The sequence below is a fragment of the Mesorhizobium sp. B2-2-4 genome (genome assembly GCF_006442375.1).
Taxonomy (GTDB): domain Bacteria; phylum Pseudomonadota; class Alphaproteobacteria; order Rhizobiales; family Rhizobiaceae; genus Mesorhizobium.
In genome coordinates this window covers 234,188-248,734 of sequence record NZ_VFWB01000008.1, presented here as the reverse complement: position 1 = coordinate 248,734, position 14,547 = coordinate 234,188, and the positions used below count along the sequence as shown (strand labels likewise).

Annotated in this window: 15 protein-coding genes; 9 read left to right on the top strand and 6 right to left on the bottom strand. The window is 64.9% G+C overall.

What is annotated here, in order from left to right:
• The first annotated feature begins 37 nt into the window (after window positions 1-37).
• Window positions 38-1,249, top strand: coding sequence for a glutamine-hydrolyzing carbamoyl-phosphate synthase small subunit (gene carA / locus FJ959_RS21930; protein ID WP_140582026.1), 1,212 nt, complete (start codon window positions 38-40; stop codon window positions 1,247-1,249).
• A 13-nt stretch (window positions 1,250-1,262) separates the two neighbouring features.
• On the opposite strand, the gene FJ959_RS21925 is transcribed toward carA, so the two are convergent.
• The 3 genes from FJ959_RS21925 to mntR all read right to left on the bottom strand — a co-directional run bounded on the left by FJ959_RS21925 (window position 1,263) and on the right by mntR (window position 4,272).
• A complete protein-coding gene (locus FJ959_RS21925) occupies window positions 1,263-2,528 on the bottom strand; it encodes a TCR/Tet family MFS transporter (protein WP_140631941.1) in 1,266 nt (421 codons plus the stop codon).
• A gap of 157 nt (window positions 2,529-2,685) precedes the next feature.
• Window positions 2,686-3,618: a neutral zinc metallopeptidase gene (locus FJ959_RS21920; protein ID WP_140555992.1), complete on the bottom strand. Its 933-nt coding sequence runs from the start codon at window positions 3,616-3,618 to the stop codon at window positions 2,686-2,688.
• A 204-nt stretch (window positions 3,619-3,822) separates the two neighbouring features.
• Window positions 3,823-4,272, bottom strand: coding sequence for a manganese-binding transcriptional regulator MntR (mntR, locus tag FJ959_RS21915; RefSeq protein WP_181165236.1), 450 nt, complete (start codon window positions 4,270-4,272; stop codon window positions 3,823-3,825).
• 232 nt (window positions 4,273-4,504) lie between these two features.
• Here mntR and FJ959_RS21910 point away from each other — a divergent pair, with 232 nt between their 5' ends.
• From FJ959_RS21910 to FJ959_RS21900, 3 genes are all read left to right on the top strand, one after another.
• Window positions 4,505-5,869: an Nramp family divalent metal transporter gene (locus FJ959_RS21910; protein ID WP_140524851.1), complete on the top strand. Its 1,365-nt coding sequence runs from the start codon at window positions 4,505-4,507 to the stop codon at window positions 5,867-5,869.
• Window positions 5,870-5,915: 46 nt separating this feature from the next.
• Entirely contained in the window at window positions 5,916-6,758 is an 843-nt protein-coding gene (locus FJ959_RS21905) for a protein-L-isoaspartate O-methyltransferase (protein WP_181167698.1), read from the top strand.
• Between the two features lie 102 nt (window positions 6,759-6,860).
• Window positions 6,861-7,511, top strand: coding sequence for a dihydrofolate reductase family protein (locus FJ959_RS21900; protein ID WP_140524852.1), 651 nt, complete (start codon window positions 6,861-6,863; stop codon window positions 7,509-7,511).
• 61 nt (window positions 7,512-7,572) lie between these two features.
• On the opposite strand, the gene FJ959_RS21895 is transcribed toward FJ959_RS21900, so the two are convergent.
• Entirely contained in the window at window positions 7,573-8,442 is an 870-nt protein-coding gene (locus FJ959_RS21895; protein WP_140524953.1) for a LysR substrate-binding domain-containing protein, read from the bottom strand.
• Window positions 8,443-8,537: 95 nt separating this feature from the next.
• Here FJ959_RS21895 and FJ959_RS21890 point away from each other — a divergent pair, with 95 nt between their 5' ends.
• On the top strand, window positions 8,538-9,137 hold the full coding sequence (locus FJ959_RS21890) for a LysE family translocator (RefSeq protein WP_140495928.1): 600 nt from the start codon (window positions 8,538-8,540) through the stop codon (window positions 9,135-9,137).
• Between the two features lie 62 nt (window positions 9,138-9,199).
• On the opposite strand, the gene FJ959_RS21885 is transcribed toward FJ959_RS21890, so the two are convergent.
• Window positions 9,200-9,994 carry an SDR family oxidoreductase gene (locus tag FJ959_RS21885; protein ID WP_140560656.1) on the bottom strand — a complete coding sequence of 265 codons (795 nt, stop codon included), beginning with the start codon at window positions 9,992-9,994 and terminating at the stop codon, window positions 9,200-9,202.
• A 193-nt stretch (window positions 9,995-10,187) separates the two neighbouring features.
• On the opposite strand from FJ959_RS21885, the gene FJ959_RS21880 reads away from it, so the two are divergent.
• A complete protein-coding gene (locus FJ959_RS21880; protein ID WP_140495930.1) occupies window positions 10,188-10,652 on the top strand; it encodes a MarR family winged helix-turn-helix transcriptional regulator in 465 nt (154 codons plus the stop codon).
• Between the two features lie 41 nt (window positions 10,653-10,693).
• Here FJ959_RS21880 and FJ959_RS21875 read toward each other — a convergent pair whose 3' ends face one another.
• Entirely contained in the window at window positions 10,694-11,872 is a 1,179-nt protein-coding gene (locus FJ959_RS21875) for an MFS transporter (protein ID WP_140560655.1), read from the bottom strand.
• Between the two features lie 194 nt (window positions 11,873-12,066).
• Between FJ959_RS21875 and FJ959_RS21870 the strand changes: the two genes are divergently transcribed.
• From FJ959_RS21870 to FJ959_RS21860, 3 genes are all read left to right on the top strand, one after another.
• On the top strand, window positions 12,067-12,423 hold the full coding sequence (locus FJ959_RS21870; protein WP_140495932.1) for a helix-turn-helix transcriptional regulator: 357 nt from the start codon (window positions 12,067-12,069) through the stop codon (window positions 12,421-12,423).
• 70 nt (window positions 12,424-12,493) lie between these two features.
• Window positions 12,494-13,252 (top strand): metallophosphoesterase family protein, encoded by a 759-nt coding sequence (locus FJ959_RS21865; RefSeq protein WP_140495933.1) that lies wholly within the window; start codon window positions 12,494-12,496, stop codon window positions 13,250-13,252.
• Window positions 13,253-13,470: 218 nt separating this feature from the next.
• The gene (locus FJ959_RS21860) at window positions 13,471-14,316 is read left to right on the top strand and encodes an SH3 domain-containing protein (protein WP_140566962.1); all 846 of its coding nucleotides are present in this window, start codon (window positions 13,471-13,473) and stop codon (window positions 14,314-14,316) included.
• Window positions 14,317-14,547: the final 231 nt, after the last annotated feature.

Genomic DNA, 14,547 nt, shown 5'->3' with positions numbered 1-14,547 from the left:
GCCTGTTTGAAGCGCGCGGCCTGATAGGAGTGCCGCCATGGCCGACACCGCGTCCACCCCCGCTTGGGCCACCGAGAAACCGACGGCATTGCTGGTGCTGGCCGACGGCACCATCATTGAGGGTCGCGGTCTCGGCGCAACGGGTTCGGCGGTCGCCGAGGTCTGCTTCAACACCGCGCTTACCGGCTATCAGGAGATCCTGACCGATCCGTCCTATGCCGGCCAGATCGTCACCTTCACCTTCCCGCATGTCGGTAATATCGGCACCAACGGCGAAGACATCGAGGACCTCAATCCGGCTGCTCGCGCCGGTGCCGTCGGCGCCGTGTTCAAGGCCGATGTCACCAATCCCTCCAACTACCGCGCTGCCGGCCATCTCGATCAATGGCTGAAGAAGCGCGGCATCGTCGCCCTCTCGGGCATCGACACCCGCGCGTTGACCGCGTTGATCCGCGAAAAGGGCATGCCCAACGCCGTTATCGCGCATGCGCCCGACGGCGTCTTCGATCTTGACGACCTGAAACGCCGCGCCGCCGCGTGGTCCGGCCTGATCGGCCTCGACCTCGCCAAGGAGGTCACGTCAGGCCAGTCCTCGGTGTGGCGCGAGACGCCTTGGGTGTGGGACGAGGGCTTTGGCGAACAGGACGAGCCCTCCATGCATGTCGTCGCCATCGACTATGGCGTCAAGCGCAACATCCTGCGCCTGCTTGCGGGGCTTGGTGCCAAGGTGACCGTGGTTCCGGCCAAGACCGGCGCCGAGGAAATCCTCGCCATGCAGCCGGACGGCATCTTCCTGTCCAACGGCCCCGGCGACCCTGAAGCCACCGGCGCCTACGCCGTGCCGGTCATCCAGGACCTGCTCAGGACCGAGATTCCGGTGTTCGGTATCTGCCTCGGCCACCAGATGCTGGCGCTGGCGCTGGGCGGCAAGACCGCCAAGATGCATCAGGGCCATCACGGCGCCAACCATCCGGTCAAGGACCACACTACAGGCAAGGTCGAGATCGTCTCGATGAACCACGGCTTTGCCGTCGACGCCGACTCGCTGCCATCAGGCGTCGAGGAAACCCATGTCTCGCTGTTCGACGGCTCGAATTGCGGCATCGCGCTGACAGGCCGGCCGGTATTCTCGGTCCAGCACCACCCCGAGGCCTCGCCCGGCCCGCAGGATTCGCATTATCTGTTCCGCCGCTTCGTCAACCTGATCCGCGAAAAGCGCGGCGAGGAACTGCTGGCCGAACGGGCTTAGTTCCGACAGATCCTCATATTCGTGCCCCATCTTCCGCGACGCCTTTGGTGACGGTTCCGAGTGCCGCAGGCCTCGCCACTTTCGTAACGAAGACAACGAGCGCCAGCACTAGGAAAACCGCGCCAACCAGGTAAGGCGCACCGCCGAAGGTCACTGGCGCGCTTGGCCCGGTGAACCAGGAAAAGATCGCGGTATAGAGCAGCGGCGTGACGATCGATGTGATCGAGAAGATCGACGTCATCGCGCCTTGTAATTCACCCTGCGCCGAAGGCGGCACCTTGGCGGCGGCGAGGCTCCTGAGCGGCGGGTCGGCCAGCGCTTCCAGGCAGCCGACGACGATCACCGCATAAATCATCCAACCCTGCGTCGCGAAGGCGTAGCCGAAAGCACTGAGCGCCGTGAACGCCAGACCGATCACCGCCGTCCTCCACTCGCCAAGCCTGGGAATGATGCGTGGCAGCACCGTTGCCATGACGATGGCTCCGCACAGGCCGAAAGCGCCGAGCGAAAAACCGATCTGCTGCTCGTTCCAGCCATAGCGATAGTTGGAGACGAACGACCAGACCGCCGGATACATCATGTGGCCGAGCGTCATCAGGAAGAAGACGAGCCCGATCCAGCCAATGCCTTGATATTGGCGCATCTGCAGAAGCGTGCCGACTGGGTTGGCGCGCTTCCACTCGAAGCGGCGGCGGTGCTTTTCATCGAGCGTTTCGGGCAGCAGGAACAGCGCGATCAGGAAGTTCACCAAGGCAAGTCCGGCGGCGAAATAGAACGGCACGCGCGGCCCGAAGGTGCCGAGCAGTCCGCCAAGGACGGGCCCGATGACGAAGCCGACGCCGAAGGCGATGCCGAGCAGGCCGAAATTCTTGGCCCGGTTCTCATCGTTCGAGATGTCGGCGATGAAGGCTGATGTGGTCGAATAGCTGGCGCCCGAAATGCCGGCCAGCACGCGCCCGATGAACAGCATCGGGTAGGACCAGGCTATGGCGCAGATCAGATTGTCGATGGAAAACGTCAGCACAGAGGCGAGAAGGATCGGCCGCCGGCCGAACCGGTCGCTCAACCCGCCCATGACGGGCGCGAAGAAGAACTGCATGGCCGCATAGACGAAGAACAGCCATCCGCCCACGATCGCCGCCTCCGAGACGCCGACGCCGGTCAATTCTTGCAGGTAGGCCGGCAGCACCGGCATGATGATGCCGAATCCGATGATGTCGAGGAGCAGCGTCGTGAAGACGAGCGCAAGCCCCCGCTTGGCGGTTTTGGGATCGATCATGGTTTCGTCTGCTCCTTCCCGGCGCCTGGCGCGCAGGCGGAGGCACTTATAGGCGAGCAGGCCGTCAGGAACAATGAGGGAACAAGCAGGACGTTCGCATCCTGACACCCCCTGACGACATCCTTGCCGTCAGGTCACCCGTGAAAGAACCGGATGCTCAGATCGGGTTGTTGAACGTATCGCAGTCGGAAAGCTTGCCGCTCTTGTAGCCGCGCGCCAGCCAGGTCTGCCGCTGCGCCGACGTGCCGTGGTTGAAGCTTTCCGGCACTACGTAGCCCTGCATCTTCTTCTGCAGCGTATCGTCGCCGATCTGCCTGGCGGCATTGAGCGCGCTTTCCATATCGCCTTGCTCCAATATGCCCTTCTGCGCCGTGTAATGCGCCCAGACGCCGGCGAAGCAGTCGGCCTGAAGCTCGACGCGCACCGACATTTGATTGGCTTCGGCCTCGCCCATGCTTTGCCGCATCTGGTTGAATTTGGACATGATGCCGGTCAGATTCTGCACGTGATGGCCGACCTCATGCGCGATCACATAGGCCCGCGCGAACTCGCCCGAGGCGCCGAACTGCTGGTCCAGCTGCTGGAAGAATGTCATGTCGAGATAGACCTTGTGGTCGCCGGGGCAATAGAACGGTCCGGCCGCCGACGAGGCGAAGCCGCAGGCCGAGCGGATCTGCCCGCTGAACAGCACCAGCTTGGGGTCCTCATAGGTCAGTCCGTTGGCCTTGAAAATGCCTGTCCATGTGTCCTCGGTCTCGGCCAGCACGGTTGCCACGAACTGCTTCATCTCGTCGGAAGCCGGCGCACCGGTGCCCCCGCCCTGGCTGCCGCTGTTGTCCGTTATCTCGCCGCCGCCAGGCAGCAGGCCTCCACCGCCGCCGCTCAGCACCTGGATCGGATCGATGCCGAAGGCTTTCAGGCCGAAATAGAGCACGACGAGGATGATGATGGTCGAGATCGACATGCCGCCGCCGCTGCTGCCGCCGATCGGAATGCGGAACTGGCCGGGTCCGCCGCCACCAAATCCGCCGCCGCCGCTGCTGCGCTGGTCCTCGACATTGTCACTCTGACGACGGCCTCTCCAGAGCATGGCAACTCCCCGCGCTGCGAATTTACTGGTCGATCCGGCGCGAGGCCGGCTCCACCTCATAAACAATTATCTCAATGGTTGCGCCAAGTCACAGCATTTTTCGCAGCCGTGGCCGTGCTGGCATGTTGGCTCCGCTGCTCTGGCCGCGACTGTGGAATGTCTATGGCATCGCCGGCGAAACGAGCCAACGGCTTGGCAAAGTCCCTAGCCCGCCGTCATCGCCTTGCGGAACGCTTCCAGTGTCTCGGCACTGACATGGTGCTCTATGCCCTCGGCATCGATGCGCGCCGTCTCGGCGCTGACGCCGAGCGAACGCAAAAAAGCCTCCACCGTCTGGTGGCGAATGCGGCTCTCTTCCGCGACCTTGCGACCTGCTTCGGTCAAGAACACGCCGCGATAAGGCTTTCTGGAGACCAGCCCGTCGGCACACAGCCTGGTCAGCATCTTGGCCACTGTCGGTTGGGCGACCCCCAGCCTGGCCGCGATGTCGACCTGGCGAGCCTCGTTGCCGTCCTCGATCAGGTCGGCGATCAACTCGACATAGTCCTCGACCAGCGCGCTGCGGCGCGCTTCGCGCGTCTGCCGGAACCCTTCCGAATGGACATCGGCATCGGGCAGCGGCTCACGCGGGACCGGTCTGTTCTTCAGCGCCAATATGCGCTCCTCCTTGGCTGCCCGAAGATTGAATCGGCCCGCATTCATAGCACGGGCCCCCACAATCCTGGCGTTTATTTGCATTCGGGCCCAGGCGCAACCGCATCGCCGCCGCGTCGGAGCACGATCGATCACATCACAAAAGCATGATCAATGAAATATAGCATATTGCATAATGTTGAGCCGCGACATAGATAGGAGACATCATCCATTGCATCAAGCGGAATTCGCCATGTCCGAGACCGACGCCACCGCCATAGCCAGACCAGCGTGGCGGTTCGACAGGCCAGGCGATGAGCAGCCGAGCCTGCGCGAGGTCAACTCCTCGATCGCCGTACCGAATTCGGGCGTCTGGTTCCGTCGCCTGTTTGCCTTCATGGGGCCGGGCTATATGGTCTCGGTCGGCTATATGGACCCGGGCAACTGGGCGACAGACCTCGCCGGCGGCGCCCAGTTCGGCTACACGCTGCTGTTCATCATCATGCTGTCCAACCTGATGGCGATCCTGCTGCAGGCGCTGGCCGCGCGTCTCGGCATCGCCACCGACCGCGACCTCGCCCAGGCCTGTCGCGCCTACTACCCGCGTCCGGTGAACTTCGTGCTGTGGATCGCCTGCGAGCTCGCCATCATCGCCTGCGACCTCGCCGAAGTGATCGGCACCGCGATCGCGCTGCAGCTCCTGTTCGGCATTCCGCTGATCGGCGGCGCCATGCTCACCGCGCTCGACGCCTTCCTGGTGCTTTTGTTGATGAACAAGGGCTTCCGCTATCTCGAAGCCTTCGTCATCGCGCTTCTGATCATCATCTTCAGCTGCTTTGCCATCCAGATCTTCGTCGCCGCGCCGCCGGCCGGCACGATCCTGCATTCGATGTTCGTGCCGTCATCCGAAATCGTCACCAATCCGGCGATGCTCTACATCGCCATCGGCATCATCGGCGCCACCGTCATGCCGCACAATCTCTATCTGCACTCCTCAATCGTGCAGACCCGCGCCTATGAACGCACCGACGAGGGCAAGCGCGACGCCATCAAATGGGCAACGACGGACTCGACCATCGCCCTGATGCTGGCCCTGTTCGTCAACGCCTCGATCCTGATCGTGTCGGCGGTCGCCTTCCACAACACCGGCCACCAGGACGTCGCCGAGATTGGCCAGGCTTTCGAACTGCTGTCGCCGCTGCTCGGCCTGAGCATCGCCTCGATCCTGTTTGCCGTGGCGCTGCTCGCCTCCGGCCTGAACTCGACGGTGACCGCCACGCTTGCCGGCCAGATCGTCATGGAAGGCTTCCTGCGCCTGCGCATTCCGCAATGGGCGCGGCGCCTGCTGACGCGCGGCCTCGCCATCATCCCCGTGGTGGTCGTCACCGCGCTCTACGGCGAAAAGGGCACCGGCCAGTTGCTGGTGTTCAGCCAGGTGATCCTGTCGATGCAACTGCCCTTCGCGGTAATCCCGCTGGTCCAGTTCGTCTCTGACAGGAAGAAGATGGGCAGCCTTGCCATCCCGCGCGGCGTTGCGGCGCTCGCCTGGGTGGTCGCCGCCATCATCCTGGTGCTCAACTTCAAGCTGCTCTACGACACGCTGTTCGGGATCGGCTGAGATCGGCCGCGACAAAGACGCGGCCCGCGCTATTTCTCGGTCGATCATGACCACGATAGCCCAATCCCGAAGCTTCTATGCCAAGCTGATGGCTGCCCAGGCGCGTTCCGCCGATCCGCGTCTTGAAGAGGTGTTCGCGGCCGTGCCGCGCGAGGCGTTTCTCGGTCCTGGCCCATGGACGATCGTCGCCGGCCAAGGCGCGGTCGAGACCCCGAGCGCCGACCCGCGCTTCATCTATCAGAACGTGCTGGTGGTGCTCGATGCCGACAAGGGCATCAACAATGGCGAGCCGTTCCTGCACGCCATGTGGATCGGGAAACTCGCGCCCAGGCCCGGCGAGGCTGTCACTCACATCGGCGCCGGCACCGGCTACTACACGGCTTTGCTGGCCAGGTTGGTTTCACCTGGCGGCACCGTTGCCGCCTTCGAACTGGACGCCGATCTTGCCTCGCGGGCAAAGGCAAACCTTGCGGGCTACGAGAACGTCACTGTCATTCCTGGCGATGCCGTCACATCGGATTTGCCGCCGTCGGACGTCATCTATGTCAATGCCGGCGTCGCGGCACCTCCACCCGGCTGGCTCAAGGCGCTGAAGCCGGACGGCCGCATGATCTTCCCGTGGCGCCCGGCCGAGCGCGTTCCCCTGGCCGTTCTGGTGACCCGCACCGAAAACGGTTTTGCCTGCGACCCTTTCATGCGCTCCTGGTTCATCCCTTGCTCCGGCGCGTCGGTTGCAAGTCTCGCGGCAAAAATCCCGACGCGCGACCAGGCCGCGCGCAGCCGCTCGATCTGGCTGACAGCGGACAAGTTGCCGGACCGCACCGCCACCGCGATCTTTGAGCATGTCTGGTTTTCGTCACGCAGCCTCGATGCGCGGCCTCGGGTCTGACGAACCGAAATTCGGCACGCCCTGTCGGACGGCCAGCCAGTCATCCGTCCTTGGGCTGAAGTCCGGCCCTGACGGCGTGGATCGAAACAGGAGGAGCATCCCATGAGAAAGATCATAGCGGCGACATTCGTCAGCCTCGACGGCGTCATGCAGGCGCCGGGCGGCCCGGAGGAGGATCCCGTCGGCGGCTTCAAGTTCGGCGGCTGGACGTTCCACTATTTTGACGAAGTGGCGGGCGCGGCAATGGATGAACTATTCTCCAAACCCTTCGCCCTGTTGCTCGGCCGCAGAACCTACGACATATTCGCCGCATACTGGCCGTATCAGAAAGATCCGATCGCGGATGCCTTCAACCCTGCGACCAAATACGTAGCGACGCATCGTCCGGATTCGCTCACCTGGCAGAACACGCAATCGCTTGGGCCTGATATCGTCCCGGCGTTGCGCCGCCTCAAACAGGAAGATGGACCTGACCTGCTCATCCAGGGATCGGCCAATCTGATCCAGACCCTGCTCGCCAATGGGCTGATCGACGAGATTCGGCTGATGATCTTCCCGCTGTTGCTGGGCAAGGGCAAGCGGCTGTTCGGCGATGACGCGATGCCGGCCGCCTTCAAGCTGACCCGCTCGCAGGCTTCCAGCACCGGCGTCATCATGGCGACCTACGAGCGCGCCGGCGAAATCAAGACCGGTTCCTTTGTCACGGGGGAGCCATCCGACGCCGAGCTCGAGCGGCGCAGGACCTGGAAGTAAACGCTTCTTTTCCTCTCCTCCACGAACGTGGAGGAGAGGAAACCAGGTTCTGAAAATTCCCTCAAGCCGCCTGCGGCCGGCGCGCCAGCCCGTCGCGTATATGCCGTGCGAACGCTTGCGCCGCCGGGCCGACGCCGTGCCTCGGCAGATGCAGGTTGATCGAGAAATTCGGCAGCGGCGGCAGGCCGGACTCGGACGGCAATATGTCGAGATCGGCCGGCACCGTGGAGGCCAGCCAGGTGGTGACGGCCAGATCGGAACGCACCGTTGCGGTCGTCGCGTCGATATTGCCGTTCTCGAACACGGTGCGCCATTCCAGCCCATGCTCGTGGAGCGCCGAAAGCACCACCGGCCGGAAGGCGCAGCTGTCGGCGACCATCGAGACCGGCAGGGGGCGCTTGGCGCGCGCGACACCGCCCTTGGCGCCGACCCACACCAGCCGATCGATGGCGAGGCACTCGCCATCCGATGCCCCCACCCGCTCCTCGATGACCGCCAGGTCGATAGTGCCGGCCGCGAGCGCCGCGGCCAATTCCGGTGAGGAGGCGCAGACCAGCGATATCTCGACCTGCGGATAGGTTTGCGCATAGGCTTTCAGCACCGGCGCCAGCGTCGTGCCGACAAGGTCGTAAGGCACGCCGAACCGCACCTGGCCGGCCACGACATTGGCAGCCATTTCGGCCCAGATCTCGTCGTTGAGGCTGAGCAGCCGCTTTGCCTTGCCGAACAGCCGCTCGCCGGAAGAGGTCAGCCGCAAGCCGCGCCGGTCGCGCTCGAACAGGCTGCGGCCGAGCGCCTCCTCCAGCCGCCGGACTTGCTGGCTGACGGCGCCTTGCGTCAGGTGCAGCGCATTGGCCGCCGCCGTCATGCTGGCCTTGTCGGCGACGGTGACGAAGGTGCGCATGAGCGTCGTATCGAGGTTGCGGATCATGCCTGCATTATAGATGCTAATGCCCGTCATCGCAAATATTGCATTTACTGATATTCGGCTGCATCTACCATGGGGCCTCCGACTGAGGACGCCGCATGCTCCAACCCGTCATCCCCCTGATCCTGTTCGCCCTGGTGGCGACCAGCACGCCCGGCATCGCCACCACCTTGTCGACGGCGTCGGGCGCGCAGTTCGGCTTTCGCCGCTCCATCCCGCTGGTGGTCGGCAGCGCGGCCGGCTTGGCCACCGTCACCGGGGCGGCGGCCGCCGGGCTGGCCGGCCTGCTTCTCGCCATGCCGTCCTTGCAGCTTGCCATGAAGATCGCCGGCTCGCTCTACCTCGTCTGGCTGGCGCTCAAGATCGGCCGTGCGGGGGCCCCCAAGCTCGATGTGACGATGATCAAACCGAACAGTTTTCTCGGCGGTGCCGGCATTCAGTGGCTGAACCCCAAGGGCTGGGCGATGGGGCTTGGAGCCGCGGCATCCTTCGCCGCACTCGCCGACGGGCCGGCGCGGCTGGCCCTGCTGCTCGGCTCCACCTTCGGCCTCACCGCCGCCTTCTCGCTGTCGCTATGGTGTGTGGCCGGCATGCTGCTCGCCCGGCTGCTGAAGACCGAGCAGCAATGGCGCGCGCTCAATATCCTGCTCGGCCTGGTGCTGGCGGCATCGATCATTCCGATGTGGCGGCAGGCGTAAGATGGGCCTGCAGAACCTGGGTTCCTCGCCCCCGCAAGGCGAGGCGAGGAACCCGAATCCTGTCAAGCCGCGTAGCGTGCGGCTGGCTTGTCGGCGTGCAGGCTGCCGTAGAAGGTCTGCCGGGCGCCAAGGAAGGCGTCCAGCTTGGCCGTATCGGCAAGCGCGGGCACGGTGACGGCTTCGCCCCTGGCCAGGCCGACAAGGGCAGCATCGACCATATCGTCGGCGGTCATGATGATTTCCTTCGGAAGCTGGTCGATATCGCTTCCCGCGACTTCCCAGAAATCGGTCCGGGTCGCCCCCGGCAGCACCACCTGCGCCTGGACATGGGTGCCGGCAACCTCGCGCTGCAGGGCTTCGGTGAAGTTGACGACATAGGCCTTGGTGCCGCTGTAGATGCCGCCGAACGAGGTGTCAAAGGCCAGCACCGAGGCGATGTTGACGATAGCGCCGCGGTTGCGCGCGAGAAATCCCGGCAGCACAGCACGCGTCAACCGCGTCAGGGCGATCACATTGACCTTGATCATGCGTTCAGCCGCATCGGCGTCCGCCGTCGCAACCACCTGCGCACCACCAAGCCCGGCATTGTTGACCAACAGCGTGACGCTGTCATCCGTCGACACCGTCCGCTCCACCCGCCGCACATCATCGTCGTTGGCCAGATCGGCACTGATCACGCTGACCTTGCGGCTGTAGGCATAGCGCAGCCTTTCAGCCAATTCCTCGAGCCGGTCCGCGCGGCGCGCCACCAGCACCAGGTCATAGCCCTGCCCCGCCAGCCGGTCGGCATAGACAGCGCCGATGCCGGAGGAAGCGCCGGTGATGACGGCGGTGCCCTTGTTCTCATTCTTGCTCATTGTCCTGTTCCTTTCGCGCTCTTCGCTCTGGTTCGGCTTCGACGGATGCGCCGGCTGCCGAGCTTCTCGATCGTCAATTGGTGGCATATGCCACTTTCGGCGAAGTAGGTATATGCCACTATCTTGTCAACGGCGGCCGCGAAAACTATTTCTGCGGGCAGGCTGGCACAGGCTTTGCCAGCGAGGAGTTGACATGACCGATCTTCAGCAACCGGGATTCAGCCGATGCAACAATGCCACCTTGCGGCGCACCGCGCGCAGGCTCGGCCGCTTCTACGACGACGCGCTTGCGCCTTCCGGGCTGAAAGGCACGCAATTTGGCCTGCTCTTTCAGATCAGTGCCAGCAGCGAACCGGCGATGGGGACCGTTGCCGAGGCGCTGATCATGGATCTCTCGGCGCTCGGCCATACGCTGAAGCCGCTGGTCCGCGACGGCTATGTCGAAACTTTCCCCGATAAGGACGATCGCCGCGTCAAGCGCGTCCGGCTGACGCCGCACGGCCAGGCCAAGCTCGAAGAGGCGATCAGGCTGTGGAGTGTCGCCCAGCAGCGCTTCGAGGAGATGATCGGCGCGGAGCAAGCCGCGAAGCTGCGTGCGACGCTGGATGATGTGGCCTCTCTGGACCTCGAAACGCCGGCGGCCGCTCCCTCCAGTTGAAGCGGCCGCGTAAGAACCAGTGACGAAAAGCTCGGCACCCTCTACTCCGCCGGCATGGCGACCGGCCGCGCCAGCATCCGGCCGGCCAGCACGATGCCGAGCCCGACGACGGGGAAGACGGCCGCGATGAGGCCCAGATCGGCCGGACCGCCATAGCGCAGCACGGCGCCGCCAACCACCGCGCCGAGCGCCACGCCGAGGTAGAGCGCCGAGGCATTGAGCGACAGCACGATCGGGGCAGCGTCGGGGGCGAGCTTGATGATGCGGCTCGCCTGCGCCGGCGGAAAGGCCCAACCGACGATGCCCCATGGCACCATCATGCCCATCAGCGCCGGCCCGGCGAGATGATGCGGCAGAAAGGCCGGGATCAGCGAGAAGGTGACGAGCATGGCAGCGCTCAGCGCCAGCGACCAGCCGACGGTGCGCGTCGCGCCAAACCGGTCCGCGGCCTGGCCGCCGGCGATGTTGCCGATGACGGCGCCGACACCGAAGGCGAGCAGCATGCCGGGCAGCGCTATCGGGGAGAGCCCGCTGGCTTCGATGGCCAGCGGCGCGATGAAGCTGAACACGGTGAAGGCGCCGATGAGGGCAAGCGTGGTCGTCACCAGGATCGGCATCACGCCGGGACGCATTGCCGCCGCCAGCCGGCGCTTCAGCGGCAGCTTGGTGCCGATGATGCCGCGCGGCAGCCGATACCAGAGGATGGCGCCGGCGAGCGCGCCGAGGCCTGCGATGGCATAGAACGTGCCGCGCCAGCCGGCTATCGCCGCGACCAGCGCGCCGAGCGGGGCGCCCACCGCTACCGCCACCGTGGTGCCGCCGACGACGACGGCAATGGCGCGGGCCCGGTGATGGTCATCGACCAGCGCCACCGCCGTGCCTTGCGCGGTCGCCGCGAACAGGCCAGACGACAGCGCCATGATGATGCGCGCGGCGAGCAGCACTTCGAAGGAGGAGCTCAAGGCCGCGGCAACGTTGCCAATGACGAAGAACACCAGCGTCCACAGGATGACGCGGCGCCGGTCCCATTCGCCGGTCAGCGTCGCCAGGATCGGCGTGCCGACCGCATAAGCGAGCGCGAAGGCGGTGATCAGCGTGCCGGCGAGCGGAACGGAGATGCCGGCATCCCTGGCGATGTCGGGTAGAAGGCTGGAGACAACGAAGCCTTCGGTCGAGATCGCAAACGATCCGAGCGCAAGCCAGAAGATCCGCTTGTCCATGGCGATGTGTCCTTAGTTCAAAGGTTATTGAACAATTGGACATAACCCGGCAGGATGTCAATGAAGCCAGGAAAAAATAGCACAACCATCCTGACAGCCCTGTGTCAGCACGATCGTGAAAGGGAGAGCGGTGTGCAGGGCAGACGCGGAGCGGGTGCGTTGAAATCGGCCGGAACTGTGCTTAGGTTGCAGCCATGAGCCTGCCACATCCCAATACGGACCAGATCAGCCTGCCGATCGTGCTCGCCGTGCTCGGCGACCCGACGCGGCTGGCGATCGTGCGTTATCTCGCCAGCAAGGAAGGCGTGCCGCTGAACTGCAGCAAATTCCTCGATCTCGCCTCGAAGACCAATCTGAGCTACCACCTGGCAAAGCTGCGCGAGGCCGGCGTGACTCGCGCAGAAGTGGCCGGCACCAACCGCATGATCACGCTGCGCCGCGCCGATCTCGATGCCCGTTTCCCCGGCCTGCTCGACAGCATTATTGCCGCCGCAGGGGACGATCCGGCGCTGCCGGCCGTCGGCGGCCATGATATCGAAGTGACGGCCTGACCTCGCGGGATCTGGGTTCTCGCCCCACGGTAATGGGGAGAGGAAACGCTGCCTCACAACCGGAGCTCCCATGCGCATTGCTGTCCTCGCCGATATCCACGGCAATGTTCTGGCGCTTGACGCCGTGCTCGCCGACCTCGAGCGGCGCGGCGGCGCGGATATCACGGTCAATCTCGGCGACAGCGTTTCGGGTCCGCTCTGGCCGCGCGAGACGTTTGCGCGGCTGGAAGCGCTGGACCTGCCGACCGTGCGCGGCAATCATGACCGCCGCGTCGCCGCCGATCCGGCCGATGAGACCATGTGGGCCTCCGACATCTACGCGCAGGAACGGCTGACCGGGGCGCAGCGCGAGGTACTGTTCGCCCAGCCTCTGACGCTGGAGATCGCGCCCGGCGTGATCGCTTTTCATGCCAGGCCCGATCACGACGAGAAATACCTGCTCGATGCGATCGCCGACGGCCGGCTGGTGCGTGCGCCGCTGGCGGCGATCCGGCGGCGGTTGAAGGCGCTCGATCCGGCCTGCCGCCTGGCCCTGTGCGGCCATAGCCACCGGGCCGAACTGATCCGCTTGCCCGGCGGTCCGGTGATCTTCAACCCGGGCAGCGTCGGCTGTCCCGCCTATGAAGACTCGACGCCGCCGGCGCATTCCTCCGAGCAGGGCGCGCCGCATGCGCGCTATGGCATCGTCACTTCAGGCGAGCCCGGCCGGCCCGACCGTTTCGAGGCCATCGCCGTCGATTACGATCACGAGGCGGCCGCTGGCCAGGCCGAACAGGCGGGACGGCCCGAATGGGCCCATGCGCTGCGAACCGGCTTCATGCCCGGCTGAATGCTTTTTGCATTCATGCCGCGAGCAAGCGCATGCCAGGCTGAGCTCTCTCCCCGCTCTCCGATCATCGCCCTCACGCAGCTCCGTCCCTGCCGGAAGAAAATCTCGCTTCTGGACATGGCGCAGCGTCGTCGCCTATAAAATCGGCTTCGCGTGTGGCGGCGTTTTCGTATCTGGCGGTGCCTTTGGTAATGCAATCTATCGGCCACGGCGAAGTGATGAAGCGCTGGTCTACGCTCCGAACGACGCTCTTCGCGCTGATCGCCGCTCCTTTGCTTCTGACGGTGGCCCATGCCGAAGAGGGGCCGTTCATCTCCATCGTCACCGGCCTCGCCCCCGACGATCTCCTCAACGTCCGCGCCCAGCCATCGCCGATCGGCAAGACCGAGGCGCGTCTGGCCAATGGCGCCAGCGTGAACAATCTCGGCTGCATCGACGTAGACGGCCGGCAATGGTGCAAGGTCGAGGCCGAGAACCCGAAAATCAGCGGCTGGACCCCTGCCCGCTACCTGAACCCCGTCAATCCGGCTTCGCCGCCCGATCCGGATCAGGCGGATGCGGCCGCTGCCGCGACCAACAATGCAGGCCAGGCGCTCGGCGCCGCCAGCCCCGCGGCCGCTCAGCCGCCCGACCTGACGGCGCGGCTAGGCGGAGCCGACAATGCGGCTGCCCCCGCAACCACGCCGAAATCCGCCGCGGTGATCGCCATGCAGGATGCTTACGGCCTGGCGCTGGTGGCGAATGAACCGCGCACTGGGGAGAATCCGGCACAGGCGGAGGCCACCGCCGGAGGCGCCGCCATTGAAATTCCCTGTGCGCGCAATGTCGGCCAGCCGATGACCCTTTGCGCGGCAAGCGTCGAGCACAAGGGCAGCGACAAGGCCGACGTCACCGTGACCTGGCCGGACGGCGGCAGCCGCGTCATCTCCTTCTATGGCGGACTGCCCGCCGGCTCCGACGGCGACAGCGATTTCCGCTTCACCCGCGAAGGCAGCCTCAGCATGATCCGCGTCGGCATCTCGGAGCGATTCGAGATTACGGATGCCGTGGCGTTTGGGCATTAGTTTGGAAGGCAATGGGGCAGTAGGGCAGTAAGGCAATATGTGAAGTGCCTGGAGTGACTGCCCTACTGCCCTACTGCCCTACTGCCCTACTGCCCTACTGCCCTACTGCCCTACTGCCCTACTGCCCTCATTTTCGGGGTTACATCCCGCAAAACTCTTCCCTATAAGGCCCTCCTAGCCTGATACCAGAATCGCAAGCACAACCGGCCGGGTCTCCCGTCCCGGTTTTTC

What these genes read in the sequence shown, in the direction of transcription:
- carA (WP_140582026.1), top strand. Translation starts at nt 38, where the DNA reads ATGGCCGACACCGCGTCCACCCCCGCTTGGGCCACCGAGAAACCGACG.
- FJ959_RS21925 (WP_140631941.1), bottom strand. Translation starts at nt 2,528, where the DNA reads ATGATCGATCCCAAAACCGCCAAGCGGGGGCTTGCGCTCGTCTTCACG.
- FJ959_RS21920 (WP_140555992.1), bottom strand. Translation starts at nt 3,618, where the DNA reads ATGCTCTGGAGAGGCCGTCGTCAGAGTGACAATGTCGAGGACCAGCGC.
- FJ959_RS21910 (WP_140524851.1), top strand. Translation starts at nt 4,505, where the DNA reads ATGTCCGAGACCGACGCCACCGCCATAGCCAGACCAGCGTGGCGGTTC.
- FJ959_RS21905 (WP_181167698.1), top strand. Translation starts at nt 5,916, where the DNA reads ATGACCACGATAGCCCAATCCCGAAGCTTCTATGCCAAGCTGATGGCT.
- FJ959_RS21900 (WP_140524852.1), top strand. Translation starts at nt 6,861, where the DNA reads ATGAGAAAGATCATAGCGGCGACATTCGTCAGCCTCGACGGCGTCATG.
- FJ959_RS21895 (WP_140524953.1), bottom strand. Translation starts at nt 8,442, where the DNA reads ATGATCCGCAACCTCGATACGACGCTCATGCGCACCTTCGTCACCGTC.
- FJ959_RS21890 (WP_140495928.1), top strand. Translation starts at nt 8,538, where the DNA reads ATGCTCCAACCCGTCATCCCCCTGATCCTGTTCGCCCTGGTGGCGACC.
- FJ959_RS21885 (WP_140560656.1), bottom strand. Translation starts at nt 9,994, where the DNA reads ATGAGCAAGAATGAGAACAAGGGCACCGCCGTCATCACCGGCGCTTCC.
- FJ959_RS21880 (WP_140495930.1), top strand. Translation starts at nt 10,188, where the DNA reads ATGACCGATCTTCAGCAACCGGGATTCAGCCGATGCAACAATGCCACC.
- FJ959_RS21875 (WP_140560655.1), bottom strand. Translation starts at nt 11,872, where the DNA reads ATGGACAAGCGGATCTTCTGGCTTGCGCTCGGATCGTTTGCGATCTCG.
- FJ959_RS21870 (WP_140495932.1), top strand. Translation starts at nt 12,067, where the DNA reads ATGAGCCTGCCACATCCCAATACGGACCAGATCAGCCTGCCGATCGTG.
- FJ959_RS21865 (WP_140495933.1), top strand. Translation starts at nt 12,494, where the DNA reads ATGCGCATTGCTGTCCTCGCCGATATCCACGGCAATGTTCTGGCGCTT.
- FJ959_RS21860 (WP_140566962.1), top strand. Translation starts at nt 13,471, where the DNA reads ATGAAGCGCTGGTCTACGCTCCGAACGACGCTCTTCGCGCTGATCGCC.